This is a genomic window from Flammeovirga kamogawensis, assembly GCF_018736065.1.
Lineage (GTDB): Bacteria > Bacteroidota > Bacteroidia > Cytophagales > Flammeovirgaceae > Flammeovirga > Flammeovirga kamogawensis.
The window spans coordinates 487,658-507,453 of sequence record NZ_CP076129.1 but is presented as its reverse complement, the minus strand read 5'-3'; the positions used below and the strand labels follow the sequence as shown (position 1 = coordinate 507,453).

Here is a 19,796-nt window from a genome sequence, read left to right as displayed (position 1 = left end):
GTAGGAGACACTGTTAATGTGGTTATTGATAATTAAACAATTGTATTTTCCGAAAGAGAAATGTTTCGTCCAATAACAACCAAATGTGTTTTACGAGGTTCATTAGGTTCCCAAGCTCTGTCAAAATAATAATCAAAACGGTCTCCAACTCCTTGTAAAATCATACGCATTGGTTTATTAGGAATGTTTACAAAACCTTTTATTCTGTAGATTTCATTTTCTTTAACTAGTTGCGTCAACTCATTAATCAACTGCTTGATATTTGCCGTTTCTTCAAATTCCAAGAGTTCAGTTTTAATGTCATCATCATGTTCATGGTCATGTCCATGCTCATGGTGATGTTCGTGAATTGAATGACGGTTATCCAAATCATCTTCAGCAGAAGCCTCAATTCCTAATAATAGATCGTTACTCACTTCTCCTTTAATCATTGGAATGACCTTAGTATTAGCCTTTATTTTTTCTGATACAAAAGCAGCGATTTCATTATATTTTTTATCATCTACCAGGTCTCTTTTACTCACTAAAACCAAGTCAGCACATGATAGTTGATCTAAAAATAGCTCTTCAATTGGAGTTTCATGATCTAGAGAATCGTCTGCTAAACGTTGAGCTTGTACACGTTGTCTATCACAAAATTCACCTGTTGCTATACCAACTGCATCTACTACAGTAATAACTGCATCTATTGTGATATGAGGTTTTAGATCTGGCCAATTTACAGCTCTTACCAATGGTTTTGGCATGGCTAAACCAGAGGTTTCAATTACTATATGATCGATATCTTCTTTTCGCTCAATTAATTCTAGCATCGAAGGAAGAAACTCTTCTTGTACTGTGCAGCAAATACAACCGTTTGATAATTCAATCAAGTTACACTCTTTATCGTCGCAACCTGATTTAATAATGTCTCCATCTACACCAACTTCACCAAACTCGTTAACCAACAAAGCAATTCTTTTGCCGTTGGCGTTTTTAAGAATATTGTGGACAAGGGTAGTTTTTCCTACTCCTAAAAAGCCCGTAACAATTGTAATAGGTATTTTTCTCATTATTTCTTTTTTCTTTTATATAAAAATAGATTCCATTTTTCTTCAGCTACACCATGTTTGTCCATTTCTGCTCTAGCCATTGTAAAGAACAAATCAGAAAGGCGGTTGATGTAAGATGAAATGTATTCAAAAACGCTATCTGGGTCTACTTTAGCGAGCGTTACCAATGTGCGTTCTCCTCTTCTAACTTGTGTTCTACATACATGGCAGAGTGCAGAAATTTCATTTCCACCAGGTAGTAAAAAGTAATCAGAAGGACTACTCATATTATTTTCCATAGCGTCAATCCATTCCTCACAAAAAACAGCACCATCTTCTGGATGAGGGTTCTTATTTTCTTTTTTAGAATCAGATGGTCTAGCCAAATGAGACATCATGTTCATCATGTCTTTTTGAATACGATGTAAATTGGGTTGCCATTCGTGATCGTTACCCAATTTTGCCCTCAATAAACCGATAGTAGAGTTTACCTCATCTAAAGTGCCAATGCATTCTATTCTTGGCGAATCTTTGGCTTCTCTTTTACCACCAAAAACTCCAGTTTGTCCTTTGTCACCTTTTCTGGTATATACTTTCATAGTTGTAATGTTTTATCAGTTATATAGTTAGTAATTGATTTAAATTGATTGGCTTCTCCAAAATAGAGATGGATATATGAGGCCAATACGTTTTTATATTTGTAAATTTTTGTAGGTACTTCTTGGTTTCTAGCACTAAAAATTTGACCCACAGTTTCAATATTTTCATCTCCATAAACTTCTGAATAATGAAATTCATGCCCCTTAAAGGTGTACTCATCAAGGTGGATGGTGCGGTAACCAAGGTGGAGTTTCATAGCTTTCATAGAGCTACTAAATGAAAATACATTTGCCATAGGATAGGAGTCTCCATTTTGATCAATCATATTTTTACCCAAATACATCATACCCCCACATTCTGCAATAATTACCCCTTCATTTTCTGCATATTCTTTAATTGCAGAAAGCATTGCTTTATTCTCAGCTAAATTTTTAACATAACATTCAGGATATCCTCCAGGAAAATAAAGTACATCTGTTTGCGGTAGTTTTTCATCCTTTATTGGGCTGAAAAATACCACCTTACCTATTTTTTTTAATGCATTAATATTCTGACTATAGCTAAAATTAAAAGCTTCATCTTTTGCTACACCAATCGTTAAAGGTGCAATAGGAGGGACAGCTTTTTGCTTTGTGTGTGTGGTTTCTGCATAGGTAGTTAAATCAAGTAATTGATTTAGATGAACGGTCTTTTCTATTTGTTTTGCTATAGCTGTTATCTTTTTGTCGTATTCTTTTAAATTGGCAATTGATAAGCCTAAATGCCTTGATTGAATTTTACAATCTTCTAAAAAAGGGACATAACCTAAAGCTTTAATACCAACATCTTCACTGGCCTCTTGTAGAAATTTATAATGACTTTTGGTGTTTACTCTATTAAAAATTACCCCTACTATATTTAAAGAGGGGTCGAAGTTTTTAAACCCATAAAGTAAGGGTGCGACAGAATAGGCTACAGCTTTAGCATCTACTACAAAAATGATAGGTAAATTAAGTTTTTTAGCTAATTCTGCAGTACTTCTTTCTGCTTTTTTTGCTCCATCAAAAAGACCCATAACACCCTCAATACACTGTATCTCAGATGTAGCTATATAATCGAGATAAGTCTCTTTTAAATGTTGCTCTGTCATCATAAATAAATCCAAATTTACTCCTGTTTTTCCACAGGCAATACCATGAAATTTTGGATCGATATAATCTGGACCAGATTTAAAAGGTTGTACTTCTTTTCCTCTGTTTTTTAACGCCCTCAATAACCCTAGTGTTATGGTTGTTTTACCAGAATTACTTGTTGGTGCAGCAATTATAAAACTTGATTTATGCATTTTATTATCCTTTTACTATCAATGGAAGACCAGCAACTATAAATGTTACTTGTTGGGCATCTTTTGCTATTCTTTGATTTATTAAACCATGAACATCTGTAAAATGTCGGGTGCCTTTGTGCATTGAGATTCCTCCTAAACCAATTTCATTTGCAACAACAATAAGTGTACAATCTTGTAAAATAAGTTGCTCCCAAATTGCAACTGCTTTATCGAAAGTTTTTTCTTTGTCGTAGTTCATCTTATCAAAAATATTTGTAAGCCAAAGTGTTACACAATCCAGCAGAATTACTTTATTTTTTAATTGATGGAGATGTAAATCGATCTCCTCTTCAATTGTGATCCAATTGTTAGTTCTTCTTTTTTGGTGTAAATCAATACGTTTTGTATGTTCCTCATCCCATTTTTTTGATGTAGCGAGGTAGTAAGGTGTATTGCTTAATGACAATGCAATTTTTTCTGCATAAACACTCTTTCCTGAGCGTTGTCCGCCTGTAATCATGTGTATTTTTGCCATTATTGTTCAAGTAAAAGTTTTTGATAAGTACCTTTTAGTGCATCAGCTAATCTCTTCATAATACCTAATTGTACTATCCCTGTTTCTGTATCTATTAGTGTAAGCTGTTGTACTTTTTTACAATGAAATTGGTAGCTCCCAATAATATCTTCAAGACCGTAATCACTACAAAAATGACCATCTGAAACAACTACTAATTCGGTTTGATTACTAGTTTGTGCCAATAAACTTTTTACACATTTAAACCCTGCAATAATGTTTGTTTTACCCCCTGATTCTAATTCTTGAATAGCCTTTATGAATACTTTTATATTACTGGTATTCTCTTTTATAATTGTAGCGTCTCCTTGTAGTAAGGCAATTAGCGAAAACTGAAGAGGAGCGTTCTGGTTTTTGCTTACGATCTTCTCAATTACCCCTTTTGCTAAAGTGATTACTTCCTCATTAATCATTGATCCGCTAGAATCCAATAGAAAAATAATTTGCTTTGGTGTTGCTTCTTCTTGCGGTTTATTAAAAATTTCGAATTGATCTTTGGCTAAATATTGTCCTACACTTTTTCTTCTATCTATGGAATTCTTGAGATTACTTTTAGGAGCAGTCTGTTGAATACCGATGTCTTGCTTCTCTGTAATTTGTAATTTTTGTTCTGGAATGATTGATTTAAAAACGGCACTTTCTTTAGGTGCTTGTTCTGGCTTTTTTTCCTCTTTAGGTTTTTCTTCTTTTTCTTGATTTTGAGGAGGAGATGGAGGGGGTGGTGTAGTATTATTTTGTCTATGATGAAGAACAAAATCTTTAATGGCATCAACATCTTCAGTACTTATACTTTCCTTTTGATGAAACGCAGCATAGGCTCTTGCTGCTTTAACAAGAAGTATATCTGCCCTCATACCTTCAACAGCATTATCTAAAGCTAGTTGAGTACAATATTCTATAATTTTTACTGTAATTGGTATGTTAATTACATTACTTTTTGCAAGTGTAATTTTTGCTTGTAACAGTTGCTGTTCCTCTTTAAATTGAGTAATAAACTCAGTCGGATTACTATCAAATGCTAACCTATTGGAAACAATCTTAGTTCTGTCTTCTAAGAGTGTAGGTGTTTTTATTTGAACACTAAGTCCAAAACGATCTTTTAGCTGAGGTCTTAAATCACCTTCTTCAGGATTCATAGAACCAACAAGACAGAATTTACTGTCAAACTTTTTAGAAATACCCTCTCTTTCTAAATAATATTCTCCAGACGCTGAAGCATCTAAAAGTACATCCATTAGATAATCGTTCAGCAAGTTAATTTCATCAATATATAAAAACCCTTTGTTGGCTTGTGCTAGAAGTCCTAATTGTACTTCTTCACTTTTATCATTAATTAATTTCTCTAAATTGATATGTCCCAAAACTCTATCTTCTGCAGCTCCAATAGGAAGGTTTACGAAAGTACAATTCAATAAATCGGAGAGAGAACGTATTAGTGTAGTTTTGCCGGTACCTTTATCACCTATGGCAAGAACTCCACCAAGAGAAGGATCAATACTATTGAGTAGGAGTGCAAGTTTAAATTGCTCTTGACCTACAATTGCTGTGAACGGAAAAGTCATGATAAATCAAACAATTGAGTTGTAAATCCAATAAAAACCTAGCAGAATAGAGAGAAGCCCTGCAATACCATTCATCCACTTAAAAATGGATAGATTTTTTTCTATAAATCGGCTTAAAACAGATAGTAATGCATAACTATAAACACCCATGGCTATAATAATACCTATTGATTCTATTAGTAGGATTATTACAGCATCCATAACAGTAGCTGAACTTAAAATTAATGCTGATGTTAACGCACCACCTGTACCGGCTAAGCCATGTAGCATTCCTACCCAAAAAGATTTGTTCATAGGGTTCATGGCAATCTCCTCGCCTTGCTTTCCATGTAGGTGAATTAAATTACTATCGAGGTGATCATGCTCTTCTATTTTTTTATGATCTTGCATCATTTCCTTTAGCTTATGGTTTCGTCTAATAGAAACTACACCTAACCAAATCATAATTGGTCCGACGCAGATTTCTGCCCAATAGGAAATATCTTTCACAAAAATTTCTGCAGTACTTTTAAATAATAAGGCAATGCCACCTAATAATAGCAATGTTACAGAATGTCCTAATGCCCATTGAGATGCCTTAATAACATTTTTAACCGATGCTTTTTCTTTTTTGATGGCGTTTTCTGTAGCTAAAACAGAAACTGCTGTAACATGGTCAGGTTCAAAAGAATGGAGGATCCCTGCCATTAAAGGTCTGATGATGTTTGTGAGTGTCATATATGTTTAAGTTGAATGTAATCACCATCTTTCCCAATTAAGAAAAGATGGAAAGTTGTGTGTTTAAATAATGTTCTGATTTCTAAATAGCATTTTAAAAGCAATGCTTGATAAAAAGTTTCATCTTCTTGAAATGGGATAACTTCTACCAATCTACTGGCCATATTTAATTGAAGAATATGGTCTTTTTGATTTTGTGAATAGCCGCTTTGAAGTGCAATATTTCCTATAAACTCTTTGTCCCAACTAGAAACACAACTGTGCGTGTCGGTTTGTCCTTGAGCTAATTTTACAGCCTTGCCCAACATAATGCCCATTGTTACTTTTTTTATGGGCGATGTATTGATTTTTCGTAATGTGTCTCCAATCCAATTTCCATAATGTATAAAAGATTGTTCTGTTAAAGCAGGAAATAATTGCTTTAAATATTTCTCGCTTCTTGCCCCCGAATTAATTACTAATTCTGTAATTCCATTGGCAACAGCAACATCTACACCTTGCTCAATACTTGCTATATAAGAAGAAGCTGAATAAGGTTTTACAATCCCACTAGTTCCTAAAATGGAGAGACCATTCATAATGCCCACTCTCTCGTTGAGTGTTTTCTTTGCCAGTTTTTTGCCATTAATAACAAATACAGTAACTGCAATTCCTACTTCTAGATCGTAATCATGCAGTATCTTCTGAAGTGCATTTCGAATCATTTGTCTTGGCACAGGGTTTATAGCAGGTTCACCTACATTTAGTTGTAAACCTGGTAGCGTAACGGTACCTACACCTTCACCAGCTAAAAAAGTTATTTCTTGTTCTTTTGTAAATTGAATTTTACAGCCAATCTCAGCGCCATTGGTTACATCGGGATCATCTCCAGCATCTTTTAAAACACTACATTTTGCTGTTTGAGCAGTAAACTCACAGCTGTGAATAGCAATGTTGAGTACTTTATCAATGGGTAAATGTACGGGTACATGCTCTTGTTTTTGTTGTAAAACAATTGATAGTAAACCAGCTTTAGCAGCCGCTGTAGCAGAAGTACCAGTTGTAAAACCTTCCCTCAATTTACCTTCTGGAACTTTTTTTAACCCCATATTTTTGGCATTAATTTATCTAGTTCTTCCACAGAATAAATAGTAGTGAACGAACTAGGTATCACAGGTTCACGCACAATAAGTATAGGGATGTTGCAATGTAGAGCTGCATCAATTTTTGTCATTAAGAACCCGCTATTACCACTTTCTTTTGTTATAACTACTTCAATATTTCTTTCTTTAAGTAATGCAATCTCATGGTTTGAATCACTTGATGGCATGGAGAGTATAAGTTGTTCTTTTGGAAAGCCAGCTTTATTGGCTATTTCTTTAGAGGTTTCTCTTGGTAATATTCTAAATACAGCAGGGTTTGTTTTCCACCATTCTTCAAAAATATGTATTGTTTGAACCCCCGTAAGGCCTAAAAGCTTCTTACCATTAAATTTTCCGAACAGTAATTCTTTTGCCTTATTATAGCTTCTCACATAATGAATTAACGGATGCTTTGGAATGATAAGTTTTTTTCTTGCTAAACGAATAACAGGAATATTAAAATGTATACACACCTTGTCTAAAGAATCGTGCAATTCTGTAGCAAATGGATGAGAGGCATTTATAATTGTAGTGATATTATTCTCTATTATAAATGCTGCAATTTGTGCAGGATCTAATGCTCCATATCTATATGTAGAATAAGGTGTTTCTGTAAATTCTACTTTTGTTTTTGTAGAATAAATGTAGGCTATTTTCTTTCTCTCAAAAAAGTGAATAACCTTTTTGCCTTCCGTAGTACCTCCAAATATTAAAACCATATGCTAAGCTTCTTTAACGACAAACTTTTTATTTGTTCTAAAAATGTGTTGCCAATCAGGGCTGTATAATTGCGATCTATTTTTACGTGCTCCAATGGCTTTGCCTACTACAATTAATACAGTTCTAGTCTTCTTGCTGTCTTTTACAATTTTGGCTAAATCAGAAAGTTTCCCTTCATAGATTTCTTCATCTTTCCATGTTAATCTGTAGAGTACAGCAACTGGTGTTTCAGGGTCAAAATGTTCTAATAATTGGTATTGAACTTTAGAAGCAATACCAGCACTTAAGAATAAACACATCGTAGCATTTGTTTTTGCAAAAGCAGAAATACTCTCTTTTGGAGGCATTGGTGTTTTGCCCTCACCTCTTGTTAATACAATAGATTGTACAACTTCTGGAATAGTAAATTCTGATCTTAAAACAGCGGCAGCAGCACTAAATGCAGAGATACCCGGAACAATAAAATAATCCATTTTCAACTCATCAAAAATGGTCATCTGCTCTTGTATAGCACCGTAGAGAGACGGATCTCCAGAGTGTAACCTTACTACAAAGTTTCCTTTTTTGTAATGTTCAGTCATTAAGGCAACTTGTTCTTCAAGCGTCATCATGGCCGAATTTCTAACAATAGCTCCCTCTTTGCACCAGTTAATCATTTCTTCAGGCACCAAACTACCTGCATAAAGCACACAATCCGCTTGCTCTAAATATTGCTTTCCTTTTACTGTAATTAGCTCTTCATCTCCCGGACCAGCACCAATAATTGCAATAGCTGCTTTACGCTCAAACTCCTTTTTCAGAGCTACAGAAAATGTAAACTTATCATTGTTTTCTAAATGAATCTTTTGCTTTTCTACAAGTACTTCTTCCTGTTTTGAAAGCAATAATGCAGTAGACTCTGAAACACCATCAACCCCAATTTTAGATTGTACCATCTCACTCGGGTTAGGTACTTCAACTTGATCAATTTCTTCTCTTGTAAAAGTGATAAATGGAATATTATATTTTTTACTTAATGCTAAATATGCCGACTGTTCTGCTTTAATATCTACTGAACCAATTTCTTTAATGGCCTCAAATGCGATGTTATGCTTTAAAAGTTCTTGCTTTATTCTTTCTTCAAATAATGGAAAATCCAAAGTTTTAGAACACCCAGTTCCTAGTGCTAATGTTTTAGGGTGATATAAAAGATGTGGAATTGATGTGTTGTAGACTTTATATGTAACTGCAATTAGTAATTGATATTTTGAATAATCAATCTCCTTTTCATCATAATAAACTGTGATAAAATTGGGGAGATGCTTTTCTAAATAAGCAGTGCCTTTATCTTTTATATCTAAAAGAAGAGCTGTAGGTTGGTTATTTACAAAAAGGCTAATAATTTTATTCAAGGGTTGATTAGAAGTTGTAGCCCAATTAAATGTTGTACTTAGTGTATCTAATGCCCAAATATCTTGTAAATCACTTGATGTGCTAATAATTGCATTACCACCAACTATTTGAGCAACTTTTTGAGTGAAATCATTACCTCCACCAATATGCCCAGATAAAACAGATTGTATATTTTTTCCATGGTCATCTACACAAATAATGGCAGGGTCAGTTTTTTTATTCTCCATAAAAGGAGCAATTAAACGAACACAGATACCTAAAGCACTCACAAAACAAATACCGTCTATTTTATGGTAGTTTTTTGAGAGATAATCGTTAATTGAAGCAACTACTGATACAGACTCATTTGTTGTTTTTCTAGTAGTAACAATTAAAGATTTAGGGAATTCTTTATGCAATGTAAGTGCAATGCCAATGCCTTTATCTGTTGTAGCAATTATAGTTATCTTCTTCATTGTTCTATTTTTTAGCAACAAGTACATGTACTGTGTTGTGTTCGTTTAGTGAAATTTTTAAAGGTGGTAGGAGTTGATAGTTCAGATCTGTTGCACATTTAATAAATGTATTAAACGATTTTTCTAAGATGGTATTCATAACTACAATACCTCCTTTATCAAGTACATAATCTATTTTACCCATCATTTCAGCTAACCTATTGCCATGCCCACCTATGAAAATGGCATCAGGTTTTTGAAACTCATCAAGATCCAACTTCATGAAATCATTGATTTCAATATGAATACCAGGACATTGATGTGTGTAGGTGTTGTTGGCTATAATTTGATCGCATTCTTGCCTTATTTCAAATGCAAAAACATTAAGTGATGGATAACTTAACTGTGTTTCTATTGCAATTGCACCAGTACAACTTCCTATATCCCAAAAGCATTTTTTATTGTGTAATTCTAAAGAAGGAATAGTGATAGATCGTATGGCCTGCTTTGTGATCATGCCCGGTCTACCTTCTAAAGTTTGAAAGCTAGAATCTGAAAAACTTAAAGGAACTTTACGCTCAGATTTTTTGATTAAAATAACGCAATTCAGTTTCTGAAAATCATTTATTAGTAGAGTCTCTTCAATACTTAATTGTCTTATTTTTTCGTTTTTTCCTTCTAGTTCTTCGCCAATTAGAAGCTCGTAATCTAAAAAATTATACAAACGTAAGCGTTCTGCTATATGTCTAGGAGAATGCGTATTGTCTGTAAGTATACCAATGCGTTCCTCTCCATTTATTAAGCACTTGTCTAGCGGCTTCCAAGTGTTTCTACCATGCAAAGAAATTGTACATAAATTACTATAATTTAGTACAGCCTTATGGGCAAGTAATTGCAATGCATTAAAATAGGGGTACACACAAATAGAAGCCTGAGGTAATAGCCTTTTAACAGTATTAGCAAACCCAAAAAATAGAGGATCGCCAGAGGCAAAAACAACTATTCTTTTTTGATCTGCTTCCATATACTTATTCATTAAATCGGGCATTTTTCCAGCAATATCTATCCATTCGTGTTGCTTTGGTAAAAGATGTTTTACTAGATCGTAATGTCTTTTACCACCAGAGAATAGTCGGTGCTTTTGTATCAGCAAACGGTATTCAGATGAAAGCTCACTATTGGTTTTATTACCAATACCAATAAGGTCAATATGAAGAGGAGATGCATTCACTTTAAAAATAATTAGATGATTCTTGAAGCGTGAAACATGCATTTACAAGAGCAGCAGCAATATTACTTCCACCTCTGTTGCCATGTAATGTAATCCAAGGCGTATTCTTTGATTGTACCAACTGTTCTTTAGATTCCAACACGTTGACAAACCCAACAGGTACACCAATTACACCAGCAGGTTTAAAAGAAGGATTATCACGAAGTTGATCTGTAATTTCGAACAATGCAGTAGGTGCATTACCTACAACATAAAGTGCATTTGGGTATAATGAAATTGCTTTTCTAATCCCTGCTTGAGAGCGTGTCAGTTCCTTTTTTTCTGCAAGTAAAAGTGTATCTTCATCATTTAGACAACAGACAATTTGATTCTTATATTTTTTAGAGAATTGCTTTGTTATACCTGCCTGTACCATTGTAACATCGGTAACAATAGTACCTCCATTTTGTAAGTATCTAGAGATTTTATCCACCGCTTTTTGTGCTGCTTCATAATGCACATGGTCATCAAGTACACCTGTGGTATGAATAACCCTTGTAATTGCCCATTTATCTGCAATACTGTGCATTAATTCTTGCAACTTACTTGTTACAATTCTAAAGCTCTCCTGTTGTATTTCTAGTCCTGTTTTAGGCTTTCTATTTAAATACCCTCTAGGTGTAATTAGGTGTTCTTTATATTGATAAGTTTGAGAATTTCCAATCATAACCAAAGAGAACATATCTACTAATTCAACATCAAAAGTGCCTAGAGTTTGTATCGTTATTTTCTCTTCTGGTCGGGTTACCTGACGGATAATTGCTACAGGAGTATCCACATCTCTTTCTTCTAAAAAGATCTTCTTCAGTCTTTCTAATTGCCAATACCTTTTTTTACTTTTTGGATTGTATAAACTAGTAACAAAATCTCCGCTTGCTGCAGCTCTTATTCTTTTTTCAATTACTTGCCAAGGTGTCATTAAATCTGATAAAGAGATACAACAGAAATCGTGACCAAGAGGAGCTCCTAATTTACTGCCTGCCGCTAGAAAAGCTGAAACCCCCGGAAGTGTTTCTAGTTCAATATCTAACTCAGGTTGTAAAGAGGCCACCTGATAAACAATTGCGGCCATAGAGTAAATACTTGCATCTCCAGAACCAATAACAAAAACATGTTGGTTTTTCTTTGCTTCTTCTACAGCTACAACGGCTCTTTCTTCCTCTTTGCCTAAAGGCATGGCAATTTTTACGGCATCTTCTCGAATAAAATCTTCACAAAATTGGAAGTAATAATCGTAACCAATAATAACATCAGCTTTTTGTAAAGCATTTGTAACTACTGGAAGAATGTATTCTTTATGTCCAGGTCCTAAACCTGCTACTGTAATTTTCATGAATAGTTTGTTTGTTTAATAATTAGTAAAGAGAAATAAGGAATTTCTCTATCACTTAGCTGGTCTAGAGATGAAGTAATAAATTGTGTATCTGTACCTAGTTTTTCACAATAGGTAAACACAATATTTTTTTCAGAAAGTAAGGGGAGAATGTATTTGATTGCTGATTTAATTTTCATTAAAATCACGGTATTCGAACTTTTAAGTGCCTCCTCTAAATCTTCTCTTGATTTTAGCATTGGTAAAACTTTTACAGTCTCGTTTAATAATGCCAATGGTTGTTGCGTTATTGCAGCTCCTAAATGGAAAGAAGTGATTCCTGGTACAAGCTCAACTGCTAATTCTGCCTTATGTATTTTTTCTAATAAATAGGAAAACGAACTGTAAGTGCTTAAATCACCTTCAGAAACAATTGCTACAGTCAGGCAGTTTTCATAATCTTTTTTTATCTGCTGAAAAGTAGCCTCATAGACTTCATCTACATAACTTCTATCAATTGTCATGTTTAGATAGAAGCCATTTAGTTTCGTTTGATCTAAATTGTAATTTTCTAGTATTTGTAAAGAATAACTACGTTGAGCACCATTTTTTTGCAATGAACCAGGATAATAAATTTTATCAACTGTTTGGAGTGTTTTAAGCCCTTTTACTGTAATTAAATCGGGATCGCCTGGGCCTAAAGAAATACCATATATTTTGCCTTTTTCCATAATTTAAATTCCCAATACATTTTTAAAAGCAGCTAAAACACCTTTCTTCTCATTCACTTTTTCGTCTTCCTCAAAAAGAATTCCTTTCACATTTAAATGGTGTCCAATCTGTTCTTTTCCTTCTTCCTCTTCAAAGCCAATTATTTGTTTTCTGTATTTACACAATTGGCAATTCATGTTGGCTTCACCATTTATTGCTTGGTCTAAACGTTCATCAAAAGCTTGTAAAATATATTCATCTGCACCAAATGCATATGTACTTATGTACGCTGTAGTTGCAGATGTATTAAAGTCGTCTACTGCTTTATAAATCCGTTCTAACAATACGCCAGTAAAAAAGAAAAATGGAATTACATATGTTCTTTTATAACCTAACTTTTCCATCATTGGTAAGCTCTCATTAATAGAAGGGTAAGCTGTACCACTATAGGCTACAGTGGTAAAACCAAAACCCATTCCTTCCCAAAGCATTGCGGCTAATTTATGTACATCAGAGTTTGCATCAGGGTCTGTAGTTCCTCTACCAATTACAATTAAACCACAGTCTTTTCTATCTAAAGTTGGTAATAAAGTTTCTTGTTCAAGAATACGTTTTTTAGAAAGTTCTAACAGATAAGAACTCACACCTATATGTTTACCCATCTTAATTTGTAAATCAGGGTAATAAGATTGAATGGTGTTCATCTCATAAGGGATGTCATTTTTAGCATGTGATCCAGCAAATAAAATTACGGGCAATGCATAAATAACACGTACTCCTTTTTGATATAAACGTTCAACGGCTGCTTCATACAAAGGATGACTAAATTCTAAAAAACCATAATCAACCTCATAATTTTCTTCGTACCTCTTCTGAAGAATACCTACTAATCTTTTAAATGCATCGGTTCCTGTTTTTCTTCTAGAACCATGACCACATAATAAAATTCCTTCTTTCATAGCTATTTTACAGTTTCAACCCCTTTATTAAAAAAAACTTGAGGGTCTGGATATTTGTAATCAAAAGACAACAAACACTTAGATTTACTACTGTCTACTATTTTATAAGACGAAGTGCGTTGCTTGTTAAATATTGGAGCGGGCAGATCTAATAAATAAGCTGCCTCTGTATATAAATCTTTACGGATAGGATGCTTTTCGGCACAGCCATTTATTATCTCTCCAAATAAATTGTTGGTAATAACTTTCGTGATTAGCTGTACTGCATCCTCTTGATGTATAACATTCACAGGTACATCGGGCGATTTAAGTACTCTTTTTTCTTTTAGAAATAGCGTAGGGTGCCTATCGCTTCCAATGAGACCAGCCAAACGAACTATGGTTAAATTCGTTTTAAAATGAGCTGATAATACTTGTTCGGCAGCATAGATAGACTTTCCATTTGCGGTAGAGGGAGCAGGAGTGTTTTGCTCTGTAACCGTCTGATTTAAATTAGGATAGACTGCTGTGGAACTAATAAAAATGACTTTTAGAGAAGGAGATGTTCTTTTAGTAATTTGAAGCATTTGCAGCTTGTACGTTTGCTCAATATCTTTTCTAGAATTAGGAGGAAACATAATAATTAGGTGAGTAGTTTCTGCAAGAAAATCATCCCAATTCCCAAGTATCTGATCTACCTCAATGCTAATCACATTTATGTTATTGTGGTTAGCTGCTAGCTTCTCTAATTCATTTTTAAAACGAACACTTCCATTTATTACATGGTTATTTTCTTTTAACTGTTTTGCTAAAGGAGTACCTAGCCAACCTACACCTAGTATTGAAATATTCTTTTTCATACAGGCTGTTTTTCAATGGTTAAACCTTGTAATTGAACCTTTGAGCAATATTCCCATGCTGTATCTGAGAGCCAAATTAAACCAAGTTGATGCCCAAATTTATTTTTAAAGCGAATCCCCTTTTTATTTGTAGTGATTTGATGGAAATATTCTACAATTGAAATTCTAGCTTTAACAAGTGCTTCGTCTTTTTGATTTATTGGAGCAATTACTAATTCTATTGTTTCTTGTTCTAGTATTAATTCTAAAACATATTGTTTGCTATAAATAACTTCTTTGATGTCTGAGAATAAAATACTCTTATTATCATCAAGAATTAATTTAGAAGTAGGAGAGTGTTCTTTTAAATAAAGAAACAGTGGGAATGTATATTGGTCTGATGCAAAACCTCTAGTAAGATAACAACTCCCTAAAGTAGTATCTTCTAGAATAGAAAAAGGTTTTAATTTATAGGCTGGTATTTCTTTTTCGGAAGCCACCTTATCCCATTTATTCTGATACAGCAAGTGTTTTTCAACAGGCTCATTGTTATGAATATGGCTTTTTATGATTTCTAATCCTTTTTCAGGAGTAAGTTCTTTGTACCAATAATTATTAGGTTGGACAATCCAAGTTGGGGCATCTTCGCATCTGCCATTACAGCGTGTTTTTATTGTATGAGTGCTATCCCAGAGTCCATTATTTCTTAGGTAAGCCCTAACTTTACGGACTACTTCTTCAGAACCTGCTTTTTGGCAAGAGCCGCCATCGCAGAATAGAAAGTTATGTGTAGTATTAGCAATATTTTTCCCCATTAGTTAGATTGTCGAGAACATTAATAATTAGTGTTCCGGAGATATAGAAATGACAATCTGCCCACAGAGTAATACCCTTAAAAAGGATAATAAATATGTTTAAACGCCTTAACTTTAACTCCCGAAAGTTTGTTTTTATCTACTTTTTAGGCCGGTATTCTGACTTACTTTCTTTACTACTACCTTCCCATCAATTAAGACAGTGGTATTGTTGTACTAAAGTGATCTATAAAAGATCTAAAGCTTACAGCTGCGGGTACAGTTTTGGATTTACACCAAATTCCCTTTTAAAAATTAATACCTAATAAGCATGGCAAAGTTACTTAAATAAAAGTCACAAGCAAACGTTGTTTAACACAAATTTTACTCTAGCGTGAACAGAACCGAAGGGAATTTGGATAAGATCAAATCCATATCTGTTGTATGTAGAGAAAAGAACCTTAGAAAGAGAAAGGTGATACTCGAACGATTCAGGTCTTTGATTATCAGTTCGGTAAATATCTTTCCAAGGCATAGCAAAGAAAACTTTTTTATGGTAATGCTCCTTAAACGGAAAGGCTGCTAATTTACTTGGAATAGGTTTTCCTTGATGATTTAGGTAAGCAATTGCATCAATAAGGCTGCGATCACAAAAAATGGCATCTGTATTTTCAAATAGATTTTGTACAGATTCATGAAACACTAAATCTGTGTATTTTTCAATATTCGCCCAAGGGAAACCATCTGAGTTTATACGTTGCTCTTGTTGTATAACTTTTCGAGAAACCTCTGGTAAAGAAGGAATATTTTTCTGGGCAATGGCATTAATTAGTGTAGTTTTACCTGTACCTGCTGCTCCCGAGATAATAAACTTTTGCATTAGATATTTTTGATCAAAAGTAAATATGCTACACAAAAAACAACCATAATTAAACTTACACCATAGTTTATTTTGGCTGTTTTATAAATTTCGGTATGAAGAATGTTCCTTTCATTTGTCCCAATGTAAGGCTTCTCTACAATTTTCCCGAAATAAATATTCGGACCGCCAAACCTACAATTTAGAACAAAGGCTAAAGCAGCTTCTGGATAGCCTGCATTAGGACTACTGTGTTTTTTACCCTCTGTAAAAACGAATTTTAAGCCTTTTAGTTTATTTGAAAACAGAAGAATTAAAAAGGCTGTAATTCTTGAAGGAAGGTAATTCGCAACATCATCAAGTTTTGCAGCAAACTTACCAAATTGTTCATACCTCGTGTTTTTATAGCCAACCATGGAGTCTAACGTATTGATCATTTTGTACGCCATTGCCCCAGGAACACCTGAAATGGCAAAAAAGAAAAGGGGAGCAATAACGCCATCACTTAAATTCTCTGACATTGTTTCTAGTGTAGCTATTCGTATTTGATTCTCATTTAAAGAAGAAGTATCTCTACCTACAATCCACGATAATCGTTTTCGTCCAGCTTCTAAACCTTGATTTTCTAATGTAGTAAAAACTGCTACTCCTTCTTTTACAAGGGTTTTATTTGCTAAACAATAAAAGAGCAAAACTATACTTATAACTACAGTAGCAAAAATGGAATAATTGGACAATTGTAGTAATGCAATGTATGGAATTACAAAAGATAAAACGACCAATGTAAGTGTAAGTAACAAGCCTTTTTCAAATAAATGATCTGCTTTATTTAATCGTTTTTCTCCCCAACTTATAGAATTTCCAAACAAGACAATTAAATGAGGTAGCTGTCTTGGGTCTCCCAAAATAAGATCGAGGCAATACGCAAACAAGAGTATAGCTATATGCTCTAATTCCATGCTTTAAGGCAATTTATTAATTTTTGATTTGACGATGGTGACTGAACAGAAAGACGTATATATTCTCCTTCTAGTAATGTGAAATTTGTGGCATCTCGTATTAAAATTCCTTGTTTAATGAGGTGATCTTTAAGTGCTTTAGCAGAATGTTTGAGAAGTTTTACTAAAAAATAAGTAGTAGATGAAGTGATAACTTCTATGCCAGAAACTCCTTTTAGTTGCTCTCTAAAAATGTTAGCTTCTTTGTATAAATCAGCTACATCAAATAGCAAACGGTCATAATTCTCAAAAAGATATGCACCTGCTTCTATAGCTAAACCGTTTACACTCCAAGGTATACGAATATCTCTTAGTTGATCAATTACTTTTTTAGACGCTACAATATACCCTAATCGAAGACCCGGAATTGTAAATGTTTTAGTAAGTGATCTTACTATAATCAAATTATCATATTTTTCTGTTAAATGCAGAACAGAATAGGTCTGATTGGTAAACTCAATATATGCTTCATCAATTACAAATAGAGTAGAAGCGTTTATAATTAAAAGCTGTTCAATTTCTTCTTGTTGGTACACACTTCCTGTTGGATTATTTGGATTGCAAATAAAAACAAGGTCGGTAATCATGTGTGATAATTGCTCTTTTGCAACTACTTTATATTCTAAACCATGTATTCTACAAGCATCTTCGTATTCCGAAAAGGTAGGACCTACAATAGTAGCGTGCTTATTTTTTTGTTGCTGTGCTATTAAATAAAATGCTTCTATTGCACCATTTGTAAATAAGAACTGACTTGGTGATAAGTTGTACCTTTTTGCTGCTGCATTACTTAACTCATTTGCAGCAGGAGAAGGGTAACTTTGTATGTTTTTCAGTTTACTAGCCAAGTGCGTTGTGAGCTCTTTGGGACAACCTTTGTAAAATACATTAGAACTAAAGTTATGTTCTATAGGCGTATCTATAAGATGTAAATCATCTCCGTGACCATTTAGCATATATCTTCCATAATTTTAGGCATATCTAAGTTATTTTCAACCCAGTCTGCTAGTTTATCAAATTGTTCTTCTTTAAACGTTTTGTAGTCAATAGCTTCAGCTTTATCAAACTTAAGTTTTAATAATTCATTCACTACTACTTTATTATCAAAAATACCGTGTAAGTAAGTTCCCCAACTCAATTTTCCGTCAAAATAGCCCTCTGGTTTACCATTTATTTTTGTTAATGCGAATCCATCAGGAACATTGGTTTCACCCATATGAATCTCGTATCCTATGCAAGTATCATTAGAGTTTTTAAAAGAGAAATTTTGTTGAACAGTATGCTTTTCTTTAGTTAAAGTAGTGGATATATCAAAAAGGCCTAATCCTTTTTCTGCTGATTTATCACTTTCTACATTAAAAGGATCTAAAACCGATTTTCCTAACATCTGATAGCCACCACAAATACCAATGATGCATTTTTTATTGTATAATTCTTTGATGACATCGGCAATCCCTTCATCTTTTAGCAGCTTTAAATCGTGCATGGTATTCTTTGTCCCCGGAAGTACAATAACATCAGCCTTTTTTAGTTCTTCTATATCTCTTGTGTAGTACAACTGAATTAATGGTTCATTCTCTAATGCCTGAAAATCGGTGTAATTAGACATATAGTAGTGTTTTACCACCGCAATATTAAGTTTTCCTTTTATTGCTGAAGTATTTCTCTGACTTAAAGCAACAGAATCTTCCTCTTCAATAATGATATCTTTAGCAAATGGAAGTACACCTAAAACAGGGTATCCCGTTAGTTCTTCGAGTTTTTTCTTACCTTCTACAAATAAACTTGCATCCCCCCTAAATTTATTGATGATAATTCCTTTTAAAAGTGCTTTTTCCCACTCTTCTAATAAAGCGATAGTACCGTAAACACTTCCAAAAACACCACCTTTATCAATATCTGCAATTAAATAAACACAAGCATTGGCTGCTTTTGCCATACGCATGTTTACAATATCTCTATGTTTTAAATTAAGTTCACTAATACTTCCTGCACCTTCCATCACCACAGGAGTAAATTGTGAAGATAGTTTTTGAAATGCTTTTTGTGCCTCTAAAAACAAGTGCTTTTTATTCTCTCCAAGAAAATAATCTCTTGCAGTTTGGTCGCCAATAGGTTTACCATGCAATACAACTTGAGACTTATTTACAGAAGAAGGCTTTAATAAAACGGGATTCATTTCTACCATTACTGCCAACTTGCAAGCTTCGGCCTGTACTGCTTGTGCACGTCCAATCTCTAAGCCATCAAAAGTTGCAAAACTATTTAACGACATATTTTGAGCTTTAAATGGGGCAGGGGTAAAACCCTTATTTTTTAACCATCTACAGATGCCAGTTGTAATCCAACTTTTTCCCACATCTGAGCTAGTACCCACTAACATTATCGGACGCATTTTATTCATAAGAGCAAGAGTATACCTTAGTTTAGTTATTTGTTAGAAGCGTATTTATTTCTTTTGACAATCATTGATTTATTGATTGTATTACAAATACTTTTGGCTTTATTCTGCTGCTAAGGTATTAAATAATATACGTATTTTCATAATGATTTACTCAGATATCAGCACCTAATTTATAGATCAATATTTTAACATTCATAAATAATATACCCCAATA

The 19,796-nt window shown here is 33.8% G+C and carries 19 protein-coding genes and 1 riboswitch; all 19 genes read right to left on the bottom strand.

Going from position 1 to position 19,796, the window contains the following annotated elements; all coding sequences use genetic code 11:
- Positions 1 to 32 precede the first annotated feature (32 nt).
- On the bottom strand, positions 33 to 1,052 hold the full coding sequence (cobW, locus tag KM029_RS20970) for a cobalamin biosynthesis protein CobW (RefSeq protein ID WP_144075769.1): 1,020 nt from the start codon (positions 1,050 to 1,052) through the stop codon (positions 33 to 35).
- Complete coding sequence (locus KM029_RS20965) at positions 1,052 to 1,630, bottom strand: cob(I)yrinic acid a,c-diamide adenosyltransferase (protein WP_144075768.1); 579 nt, start codon at positions 1,628 to 1,630, stop codon at positions 1,052 to 1,054. Before KM029_RS20965 ends, cobW begins: the two co-directional genes overlap by 1 nt.
- The gene (locus tag KM029_RS20960; protein WP_144075767.1) at positions 1,627 to 2,955 is read right to left on the bottom strand and encodes a cobyrinate a,c-diamide synthase; all 1,329 of its coding nucleotides are present in this window, start codon (positions 2,953 to 2,955) and stop codon (positions 1,627 to 1,629) included. The genes KM029_RS20965 and KM029_RS20960 overlap by 4 nt, the downstream gene beginning before the upstream one ends.
- A gap of 4 nt (positions 2,956 to 2,959) precedes the next feature.
- Positions 2,960 to 3,472 (bottom strand): bifunctional adenosylcobinamide kinase/adenosylcobinamide-phosphate guanylyltransferase, encoded by a 513-nt coding sequence (locus KM029_RS20955; RefSeq protein ID WP_144075766.1) that lies wholly within the window; start codon positions 3,470 to 3,472, stop codon positions 2,960 to 2,962.
- On the bottom strand, positions 3,472 to 5,073 hold the full coding sequence (locus KM029_RS20950) for an AAA family ATPase (protein WP_144075765.1): 1,602 nt from the start codon (positions 5,071 to 5,073) through the stop codon (positions 3,472 to 3,474). Before KM029_RS20950 ends, KM029_RS20955 begins: the two co-directional genes overlap by 1 nt.
- A gap of 6 nt (positions 5,074 to 5,079) precedes the next feature.
- Positions 5,080 to 5,790 (bottom strand): cytochrome c biogenesis protein CcdA, encoded by a 711-nt coding sequence (locus KM029_RS20945; RefSeq protein ID WP_144075764.1) that lies wholly within the window; start codon positions 5,788 to 5,790, stop codon positions 5,080 to 5,082.
- A complete protein-coding gene (cbiD, locus tag KM029_RS20940) occupies positions 5,787 to 6,878 on the bottom strand; it encodes a cobalt-precorrin-5B (C(1))-methyltransferase CbiD (RefSeq protein WP_144075763.1) in 1,092 nt (363 codons plus the stop codon). The genes KM029_RS20945 and cbiD overlap by 4 nt, the downstream gene beginning before the upstream one ends.
- On the bottom strand, positions 6,869 to 7,630 hold the full coding sequence (gene cobK / locus KM029_RS20935; RefSeq protein ID WP_144075762.1) for a precorrin-6A reductase: 762 nt from the start codon (positions 7,628 to 7,630) through the stop codon (positions 6,869 to 6,871). The genes cbiD and cobK overlap by 10 nt, the downstream gene beginning before the upstream one ends.
- A gap of 3 nt (positions 7,631 to 7,633) precedes the next feature.
- Positions 7,634 to 9,478 carry a precorrin-4 C(11)-methyltransferase gene (gene cobM / locus KM029_RS20930; RefSeq protein WP_184679451.1) on the bottom strand — a complete coding sequence of 615 codons (1,845 nt, stop codon included), beginning with the start codon at positions 9,476 to 9,478 and terminating at the stop codon, positions 7,634 to 7,636.
- A 4-nt stretch (positions 9,479 to 9,482) separates the two neighbouring features.
- Complete coding sequence (cbiE, locus tag KM029_RS20925) at positions 9,483 to 10,688, bottom strand: precorrin-6y C5,15-methyltransferase (decarboxylating) subunit CbiE (RefSeq protein WP_158631237.1); 1,206 nt, start codon at positions 10,686 to 10,688, stop codon at positions 9,483 to 9,485.
- Position 10,689: 1 nt separating this feature from the next.
- Entirely contained in the window at positions 10,690 to 12,060 is a 1,371-nt protein-coding gene (gene cobJ, locus KM029_RS20920; RefSeq protein WP_144076825.1) for a precorrin-3B C(17)-methyltransferase, read from the bottom strand.
- Positions 12,057 to 12,770 (bottom strand): precorrin-2 C(20)-methyltransferase, encoded by a 714-nt coding sequence (gene cobI, locus KM029_RS20915; RefSeq protein WP_144076823.1) that lies wholly within the window; start codon positions 12,768 to 12,770, stop codon positions 12,057 to 12,059. The genes cobJ and cobI overlap by 4 nt, the downstream gene beginning before the upstream one ends.
- Before the next feature lie 3 nt (positions 12,771 to 12,773).
- Entirely contained in the window at positions 12,774 to 13,709 is a 936-nt protein-coding gene (locus KM029_RS20910; protein ID WP_205125536.1) for a sirohydrochlorin chelatase, read from the bottom strand.
- Positions 13,710 to 13,711: 2 nt separating this feature from the next.
- Positions 13,712 to 14,548 carry an NAD-dependent epimerase/dehydratase family protein gene (locus tag KM029_RS20905; protein WP_144076819.1) on the bottom strand — a complete coding sequence of 279 codons (837 nt, stop codon included), beginning with the start codon at positions 14,546 to 14,548 and terminating at the stop codon, positions 13,712 to 13,714.
- Entirely contained in the window at positions 14,545 to 15,342 is a 798-nt protein-coding gene (locus KM029_RS20900) for a (2Fe-2S) ferredoxin domain-containing protein (protein WP_144076817.1), read from the bottom strand. The genes KM029_RS20905 and KM029_RS20900 overlap by 4 nt, the downstream gene beginning before the upstream one ends.
- 132 nt (positions 15,343 to 15,474) lie before the next feature.
- A riboswitch (cobalamin riboswitch) is annotated at positions 15,475 to 15,662 on the bottom strand.
- A gap of 14 nt (positions 15,663 to 15,676) precedes the next feature.
- Positions 15,677 to 16,201, bottom strand: a complete 525-nt coding sequence (locus tag KM029_RS20895; protein ID WP_144076816.1) for an AAA family ATPase — start codon at positions 16,199 to 16,201, stop codon at positions 15,677 to 15,679.
- The gene (gene cbiB, locus KM029_RS20890; RefSeq protein WP_144076814.1) at positions 16,201 to 17,139 is read right to left on the bottom strand and encodes an adenosylcobinamide-phosphate synthase CbiB; all 939 of its coding nucleotides are present in this window, start codon (positions 17,137 to 17,139) and stop codon (positions 16,201 to 16,203) included. Before cbiB ends, KM029_RS20895 begins: the two co-directional genes overlap by 1 nt.
- Entirely contained in the window at positions 17,130 to 18,134 is a 1,005-nt protein-coding gene (locus KM029_RS20885; protein ID WP_144076811.1) for a pyridoxal phosphate-dependent aminotransferase, read from the bottom strand. The genes cbiB and KM029_RS20885 overlap by 10 nt, the downstream gene beginning before the upstream one ends.
- On the bottom strand, positions 18,128 to 19,573 hold the full coding sequence (locus KM029_RS20880) for a cobyric acid synthase (RefSeq protein WP_245006607.1): 1,446 nt from the start codon (positions 19,571 to 19,573) through the stop codon (positions 18,128 to 18,130). Before KM029_RS20880 ends, KM029_RS20885 begins: the two co-directional genes overlap by 7 nt.
- Positions 19,574 to 19,796: the final 223 nt, after the last annotated feature.

Bases quoted from the DNA above. Each gene is read 5' to 3' on its own strand.
- cobW (WP_144075769.1), bottom strand. From the start codon at position 1,052: ATGAGAAAAATACCTATTACAATTGTTACGGGCTTTTTAGGAGTAGGA.
- KM029_RS20965 (WP_144075768.1), bottom strand. From the start codon at position 1,630: ATGAAAGTATATACCAGAAAAGGTGACAAAGGACAAACTGGAGTTTTT.
- KM029_RS20960 (WP_144075767.1), bottom strand. From the start codon at position 2,955: ATGCATAAATCAAGTTTTATAATTGCTGCACCAACAAGTAATTCTGGT.
- KM029_RS20955 (WP_144075766.1), bottom strand. From the start codon at position 3,472: ATGGCAAAAATACACATGATTACAGGCGGACAACGCTCAGGAAAGAGT.
- KM029_RS20950 (WP_144075765.1), bottom strand. From the start codon at position 5,073: ATGACTTTTCCGTTCACAGCAATTGTAGGTCAAGAGCAATTTAAACTT.
- KM029_RS20945 (WP_144075764.1), bottom strand. From the start codon at position 5,790: ATGACACTCACAAACATCATCAGACCTTTAATGGCAGGGATCCTCCAT.
- cbiD (WP_144075763.1), bottom strand. From the start codon at position 6,878: ATGGGGTTAAAAAAAGTTCCAGAAGGTAAATTGAGGGAAGGTTTTACA.
- cobK (WP_144075762.1), bottom strand. From the start codon at position 7,630: ATGGTTTTAATATTTGGAGGTACTACGGAAGGCAAAAAGGTTATTCAC.
- cobM (WP_184679451.1), bottom strand. From the start codon at position 9,478: ATGAAGAAGATAACTATAATTGCTACAACAGATAAAGGCATTGGCATT.
- cobJ (WP_144076825.1), bottom strand. From the start codon at position 12,060: ATGAAAATTACAGTAGCAGGTTTAGGACCTGGACATAAAGAATACATT.
- cobI (WP_144076823.1), bottom strand. From the start codon at position 12,770: ATGGAAAAAGGCAAAATATATGGTATTTCTTTAGGCCCAGGCGATCCC.
- KM029_RS20910 (WP_205125536.1), bottom strand. From the start codon at position 13,709: ATGAAAGAAGGAATTTTATTATGTGGTCATGGTTCTAGAAGAAAAACA.
- KM029_RS20905 (WP_144076819.1), bottom strand. From the start codon at position 14,548: ATGAAAAAGAATATTTCAATACTAGGTGTAGGTTGGCTAGGTACTCCT.
- KM029_RS20900 (WP_144076817.1), bottom strand. From the start codon at position 15,342: ATGGGGAAAAATATTGCTAATACTACACATAACTTTCTATTCTGCGAT.
- KM029_RS20895 (WP_144076816.1), bottom strand. From the start codon at position 16,201: ATGCAAAAGTTTATTATCTCGGGAGCAGCAGGTACAGGTAAAACTACA.
- cbiB (WP_144076814.1), bottom strand. From the start codon at position 17,139: ATGGAATTAGAGCATATAGCTATACTCTTGTTTGCGTATTGCCTCGAT.
- KM029_RS20885 (WP_144076811.1), bottom strand. From the start codon at position 18,134: ATGCTAAATGGTCACGGAGATGATTTACATCTTATAGATACGCCTATA.
- KM029_RS20880 (WP_245006607.1), bottom strand. From the start codon at position 19,573: ATGCGTCCGATAATGTTAGTGGGTACTAGCTCAGATGTGGGAAAAAGT.